This is a genomic window from Neobacillus bataviensis, from assembly GCF_019969725.1.
In genome coordinates this window covers 22,005-28,448 of the sequence record NZ_JAHXYW010000027.1, presented here as the reverse complement: position 1 = coordinate 28,448, position 6,444 = coordinate 22,005, and the positions used below count along the sequence as shown (strand labels likewise).

Sequence of the window (6,444 nt, the reverse complement as noted above, 5' to 3'; positions counted from 1 at the left end):
ACATATATGTATCACTACAATTATAAAAGATTCCAAAAACGACTAAACCATCGTGCTCCAGTTGAATATCGGATCACGATGGCTGCATAGTCTTTTTAGAGCTGTCTACTTGACGGGGTTAAGTCCAATTTTGCGGACTTTTTAAAATGGAGGATTTGGAATTTTTCTTGGAATATAATTCATGCCTTCAGAAGAGTACAGCTTTATAATTAACAAGTTGCCAAGTGTTCTTGCCCTGATTAATACAGGCTGATTATACTTGTTCTTAAATTGAAAATCTGGACCATACCAGCTGACTGTAGCATCCCGGCCAGGAGGGATATAAGGAACCTTTCTTGTGTGAGAAAATCGCTCTACAATTTGCAGGCCGGCATTATCAACGGCATTAAAAAGGGTGGACGACACTTGGCAGATTCCTCCGCCAATATCCTCTGAATATTCTCCTCTAACAATAACAGTGGCGCGCTGGTAGCCGCGGGAAGCAGTCCGTTTACCTACTACTCTGTTGAAGGAAAATGTCTCGCCTGGGAATACAACATAATTATTAATTGCCTCAGCAGCTAACTGAATATTGGTGGAACGGTTTTTATTCTGCGGATTAAAGGAAGTAACATAACGCCCAATTCTCATTCTGCCAATGCTTTCAAGTAATTCACTATCCACCTTTGGATAGATAGTTGACATGGGTATTTCTAGTTTGGTTGGACTATGATTAAAAAAATATGTATATACGTGCTCAGTAAAAGCTTGGCGGTTAATTTGGTACCCAACTTTTTCTGAGTGAATACTACCGTGTTGATCAACAAAGGCATTTTCAGGTGCGATAGAAAATTGTTTATCAAGTTGATCCAAAAACTGGTTATATTTTTTCATATTCACAATCGGTAAATCTATGTATGGATTGGTGAAGTCTAATTGATTAATATGGGAAACAGGCTGGCCATCTTTTGTTATGAGTAAACTAATGGGAGCATTTACTTGCTGTGCTAACAGCATACCTCCAAATATCCATGATAAAATCATTATCCATAAACCTCCTCTTTATAATATAAGTCGAAATTTATCATTTCATGTAACAGAAAAAATTAAATGGAAAATTTTAAAAGAATTTCTAATTTATCCTTTACCATAATCCAGAATTATAATGATCTTGTTGCTGTTTATAAAAAAATTATCAAATACGAGCTATCGAGGGATAGAAGAAGTAGAACAATCGCTACAATTATCATTCCAGAACAAAAGAAAGAATAGGGGGATTATAAAATGATAATTAGGGAGAAAGAAGTAACAATACAAAGTGGGGCAGCACTAAAGGGAACTTTATGTTTACCGGTAAATCATGAAGAAAAAACACCTGCAGTTTTAATCATTACGGGGTCAGGGAAATTGGACAGAAATGGTAAAGTTAATAAAAAACTTGATTTGAAGCTATATCGTCAATTAGCCGAATATTTAACCTCGATTGGTTTTATTAGCCTTAGATATGATAAGCGAGGTGTGGCCGCCAGTGAAGGGGATTTTTTAACAACTGGGCTGTGGGATTTGGTTGATGACGCCCAGGCTGCTGTTAAATTTTTAAAGAACCTTCCTGAAGTGGACGATGAAAAAATAATCGTATTAGGTCATAGCGAAGGAGCGGCTATTGGCACTGCTTTAGCAGCTAGAGAAGACCTTGGAGGATTAATTTTACTTTCTGGAGCCGTTGAAAGATTAGGTGAAGCGTTAAAGAGACAAAGAGATATAGCCACGGAGGACATAATCAATGCCAAGGGCTTTCAGGGATATTTACTACGTTTACTTGGTGCACATAAAAAAGTGGAAAAACAAGCACAAAAGTTTTTAGAAAAAATTCTAAGCTCAACTGACGATGTCATGAAGCAAAATTTTGTAAAAATAAATGCAAAATGGATGCGTGAACATCTAACCTATAATGTCCATGAAGATTTAGAAAAGGTCACCTGCCCGGTTCTTGCGATAACAGGAGCAAGGGATATTCAGGCAAATCCTGAAGTACTAAAAAATTTACCCCTTTATGTCAAAGGGGATGCACAATATTTTGTCGTGGAAAATATGGGGCATTCTTGTAAATTTATAACCAAATCCTCTACTATTTTTTCGATTAAAAAAGATCTTCCGATAGAAGCCGAATTGCCAGTTCATCCGGAATTGTTGGAGTTGTTGGAATCATGGCTTTTCGGTCATTTTGTAAGATATCCAAAAGTAGAAAAGGTAATTCTTTAATCCAAATAATTTTGATAGTATTATAAATAGAAGAGTTTTAAATTTAAGATTGGTGGTAACAAAAAGTGAGAATCAGAGTTTTATTGATGTTTATTTGTGCATTTCTTATTATTAACCCCATTTATTCAAAGGCGGATGAAAGTACCGGAACTCATTATTCAGGCTGGCAATATGATAATGGAAAATGGTATTTCTTTGGAAGCGATGGTGTCATGCGGCATGGGTGGCTAAATGATGAGGGAAAATGGTATTTTCTTGACAGCGACGGAGTGATGAAAACAGGCTGGCTTCAGTATAATGGCAAATGGTATTTTCTTGATGCAAGGGGAGTCATGCAGACGGGCTGGCTCAGTAATTCGGGAAAGTGGTACTTTCTTGCCAATGACGGAGCTATGCAAATGGGCTGGGTGTTTGACAGTGGAAGGTGGTATTTTCTTGGGAAAACTGGTGCCATGCAGACGGGCTGGCTTTTCTACAATAACCGCTGGTACTATTTAAATCCATCAGGAGCGATGCAAACTGGGTGGGTTAAAGTTGGCGGTTGGTATTATCTAAATCAAAAAGGCATTTGGATTCCCAATACGATTGCCGATCAGTTTTTAACGATTTCAGAAAACAATCAACTTATCCTCGTAACCACAACAGGATATAACACGGTAAAAGCAAAAATTCGGACCTTTGAAAAAATTGATAATAAATGGTATGAGAAATTAACCGTCGATGGGTACATTGGGAAAGAAGGCTTTGCCACTGTAATGAGTGAAGGGGCGAAAAAATCACCTAGAGGAAAATATACGATTGGAACAGCATTCGGCCGTTATCAAAACCCGGGAACAAAGCTCCCATACCGCCAAATCACTCCAGATGATGTTTGGGTAGACGATTCGAGTTCTTCACTATATAACACTTGGCAAAAAGCTTCTGAAAACCATGGACGATGGAGCAGTGCTGAGAAAATGGATATCTCGCCCTATAACTATGGCTTTGTCATTAATTACAATACATCGGAAAGAATTCCAGGTGCAGGTTCAGCTATCTTTTTTCATGTAGCAAGCAGCTATACACTTGGATGCACTGGGACGGCGCAAACAAACGTTCTTTCAATATTAAGATGGCTGGATCCTGCAAAGCGTCCGATTATCATCCAAACTCCAGAAAGTGAATTCAACAAATATTAAAAAGACTATTAAGGAGGAGGGGCTAGAAACTGGCTTCTCTCTTTTTTTAGGTAGGATAATGAAAAATTTGTAGAAATATAGTATAGTATCAACAGATATCATTTGAATAGGAATGTGCTAGCAGTTTGTTAACAGAAAGATAGGAGTGTTTACCATGAGTGAAAGCGAAAGAATTCAATTAAATGTAAGAATTTCAAAGGATACATCAGCAAAGCTGGATGAAATTGTTGAGTATTACCAACAAGGATTAAAGCTTGGAAGAATTTATAAAGGAGATGTATTAACGGATATTATTGAAAAATCGTATGAAATAATGAACAAGCAAAAGAACGGAATTAAGAGATTTTAGCAGCCAATGGGTCGAGACTTTTTAATGTTTCTCGATCTTTTTTAATATCCTTGGTTGAATATTAATTGTAAATTTATTAGAATATTTAGAAAAGAATTTGAATATTTAAGTTTTGAATGTATAATTAACTCATAACATACCAACCGGTTAGTACAAAGGTGGGTAGTTTTGAACACGCTTACATATTATCAGGTCATTTCGGAAGGAAAGGTTGGGGATATTTTATGAGATTACTAGGAAAAGCAGCAATTGTAACTGGCGGTGGGGGCGGAATTGGACGCTCTACTGCAATCCTTTTTGCAAAAGAGGGGGCAAAAGTAGCAGTTGCTGATATCGATTCACTATTGGGAGAAGAAACGGTCAGCCTAATAAAAGAGGCAGGCGGCGAAGCCATTTTTGTCAAAACGGATGTTTCTGATTCAGATCAAATTAAAGACCTAATCAATATTACAACAAATGCCTTTGGCGGACTCCATATCATGTTTAATAATGCAGGCATCGGCAATTCAGAGGTAAGAAGCGTTGAGATTTCGGAGGAAGAGTGGGATCGTGTAGTCGATATTAATTTAAAAGGAGTTTTCTTAGGAATTAAGTATGCGGTTCCAGAGTTAATCAAGGCAGGCGGCGGTGCGATTATTAACACTTCTAGTTTATTAGGGCTAAAAGGTCAAAAATATATGGCCCCGTATAATGCATCAAAAGCAGGGGTTGTGGTGCTTACCCAAAATGCGGCCCTAGAGTATGGAAAATACAATATTCGTGTAAACGCCATTGCACCAGGAGTAATCGATACAAAAATCATTGATAACTGGAAGCAGAATGAAAGGAAATGGCCGATCATTTCAAAAGCGAATGCTCTTAGAAGAATCGGAACACCTGATGAAGTGGCTAAGGCGGTTTTATTTTTAGCATCCGATGAAGCATCCTTTGTTACCGGAACAACTCTTTCTGTTGATGGTGGAGGTCTAACCTTTTAAACACGTTAGACTATAAATAAATTTCTGGAGGAGAGTTTATGACACAAGCAAATACCTGGCTGGCACAATATCCTGATTCCATTGCAAAAACTATTGAGTTTCCAAATAAAACAGTAGGTCATGTACTTCAAGAAACTGCGGAAAAATATCCAACGAATAACGCTCTTTCTTTTTATGGAAAAAAGATCACTTATCAGCAATTAAACGGACTTGTTCACTCGTTTACTTCTGCTCTTCAACAAAATCAAGTTCAAAAAGGCGATCGAGTAGCGATTATGCTGCCAAACTGCCCTCAATATGTTGTGTCCTACTACGGAGCCCTTACTGCTGGGGCAATTGTAACACAGGTGAATCCAATGTCAGTTGAGAGGGAGCTTGAATATATCCTAAAGGATTCAGGTGCGGAAACGATGATTGTTTTAGATGCTCTTTATCTAAGGGTAAAAAGCGTTCAAGCCCGAACAAATTTGAAGAATATCATTGTTGTCAGCTTTCAGCCTGCAGTGCAGGATTTTACACCGGATCGGAGCTTTGATAGCTTTCTGACAGAAGGAAACGGCAATGTCCTTCCAGTTGAATTTGAACCAGAGCATGATGTGGCTGTGCTTCAATATACAGGAGGAACCACCGGAAGGTCAAAGGGAGCAATGCTGACACATAAAAATATCCTAGCCAATGTCATTCAGTGTTACGAATTTTTTAAACATGAATTTCAGATTGGTAAGGAGCGCTGTTTAACTGTTATCCCTCTTTTCCATGTTTTTGGCATGAGTTCTTGTATGAATCTTTCCATATTTACGGCCTCTGAATCCATTATGCTTCCTCGTTTTGATTTAGAAGAGGTATTAAGTACAATTAAAAACGAACAGCCGACTACCTTCCCAGGCGTTCCTACCATGTATGTTGCTATTACTAACCATCCGCGTGCAGAGGAATATGGAATCAGCAGTATAAAAACGTGCAACAGCGGCAGTGCACCAATGCCTATTGAATTGATGCGTGAATTTGAAGGGAAAACAGGTGCAAAAATACTGGAAGGATACGGGCTTTCAGAAGCGTCCCCTACAACACACTGCAACCCTCCATTCGCGGACAGAAAACCTGGCAGTGTTGGAATTGGTGTGCCTTCTACGGAATACAAAATTGTAGATTTGGCAACGGGAACGAAGGAATTGCCAGTCGGAGAACTTGGAGAAGTAATCATCAAAGGCCCGCAAATTATGAAGGGATATTGGAATATGCCGGAAGAAACCGCCGATACCTTAAGGGATGGCTGGCTATATACCGGCGACATTGCTAAGGTGGATGAAGATGGATACCTTTATATCGTTGACAGGAAGAAGGATATGATTATTGCAAGCGGGTATAATATTTATCCGCGAGATATTGAAGAGGTACTTTATGAGCATCCTGCTGTTCAAGAGGCAGTTGTAATTGGAGTCCCTGACCCATACAGAGGTGAAGATGTGAAGGCTGTCCTCGTCCTAAAAGCTGGAAAAAATGCTACAGATAAGGAAATTATTCAGTACTGCAAGCAAAACCTGGCAGCCTATAAAGTTCCTCGTATTGTAGAGTTTCGTGACCAATTACCTAAAACAGGCGTCGGCAAAATCCTTCGCCGCACCTTAAGAGAAGAAGCTTTAAAGTAAATAAATGTCTAGGAAAAAAACCCTAAAAGATTCAAAGATGGATTATAAAG

7 protein-coding genes are annotated in these 6,444 nt (G+C 38.6%); 6 read left to right on the top strand and 1 reads right to left on the bottom strand.

Annotated features, from left to right (window positions below):
* Positions 1 to 6: 6 nt before the first annotated feature.
* Positions 7 to 90, top strand: a complete 84-nt coding sequence (locus LC455_RS32005; protein ID WP_354669989.1) for a hypothetical protein — start codon at positions 7 to 9, stop codon at positions 88 to 90.
* Between the two features lie 51 nt (positions 91 to 141).
* Here the strand turns inward: LC455_RS32005 and LC455_RS30240 are convergent, their stop codons facing one another.
* The gene (locus LC455_RS30240; protein ID WP_223596628.1) at positions 142 to 1,023 is read right to left on the bottom strand and encodes a VanW family protein; all 882 of its coding nucleotides are present in this window, start codon (positions 1,021 to 1,023) and stop codon (positions 142 to 144) included.
* A gap of 240 nt (positions 1,024 to 1,263) precedes the next feature.
* Here LC455_RS30240 and LC455_RS30235 point away from each other — a divergent pair, with 240 nt between their 5' ends.
* The 5 genes from LC455_RS30235 (at position 1,264) to LC455_RS30215 (ending at position 6,394) form a co-directional block, all read left to right on the top strand.
* A complete protein-coding gene (locus LC455_RS30235; RefSeq protein WP_223596626.1) occupies positions 1,264 to 2,241 on the top strand; it encodes an alpha/beta hydrolase in 978 nt (325 codons plus the stop codon).
* A 65-nt stretch (positions 2,242 to 2,306) separates the two neighbouring features.
* Positions 2,307 to 3,419: a cell wall-binding protein gene (locus tag LC455_RS30230; protein WP_223596624.1), complete on the top strand. Its 1,113-nt coding sequence runs from the start codon at positions 2,307 to 2,309 to the stop codon at positions 3,417 to 3,419.
* Between the two features lie 154 nt (positions 3,420 to 3,573).
* Positions 3,574 to 3,768 (top strand): hypothetical protein, encoded by a 195-nt coding sequence (locus LC455_RS30225; protein ID WP_223596622.1) that lies wholly within the window; start codon positions 3,574 to 3,576, stop codon positions 3,766 to 3,768.
* A 224-nt stretch (positions 3,769 to 3,992) separates the two neighbouring features.
* Entirely contained in the window at positions 3,993 to 4,745 is a 753-nt protein-coding gene (locus tag LC455_RS30220; RefSeq protein WP_223596621.1) for an SDR family NAD(P)-dependent oxidoreductase, read from the top strand.
* Between the two features lie 38 nt (positions 4,746 to 4,783).
* Positions 4,784 to 6,394: a long-chain-fatty-acid--CoA ligase gene (locus LC455_RS30215; RefSeq protein ID WP_223596620.1), complete on the top strand. Its 1,611-nt coding sequence runs from the start codon at positions 4,784 to 4,786 to the stop codon at positions 6,392 to 6,394.
* The last annotated feature ends 50 nt before the right edge of the window (positions 6,395 to 6,444 follow it).

Excerpts from the sequence above, each read along its gene's own strand:
- LC455_RS30240 (WP_223596628.1), bottom strand. The coding sequence starts at position 1,023 with ATGATTTTATCATGGATATTTGGAGGTATGCTGTTAGCACAGCAAGTA.
- LC455_RS30215 (WP_223596620.1), top strand. The coding sequence starts at position 4,784 with ATGACACAAGCAAATACCTGGCTGGCACAATATCCTGATTCCATTGCA.
- LC455_RS30220 (WP_223596621.1), top strand. The coding sequence starts at position 3,993 with ATGAGATTACTAGGAAAAGCAGCAATTGTAACTGGCGGTGGGGGCGGA.
- LC455_RS32005 (WP_354669989.1), top strand. The coding sequence starts at position 7 with ATGTATCACTACAATTATAAAAGATTCCAAAAACGACTAAACCATCGT.
- LC455_RS30235 (WP_223596626.1), top strand. The coding sequence starts at position 1,264 with ATGATAATTAGGGAGAAAGAAGTAACAATACAAAGTGGGGCAGCACTA.
- LC455_RS30225 (WP_223596622.1), top strand. The coding sequence starts at position 3,574 with ATGAGTGAAAGCGAAAGAATTCAATTAAATGTAAGAATTTCAAAGGAT.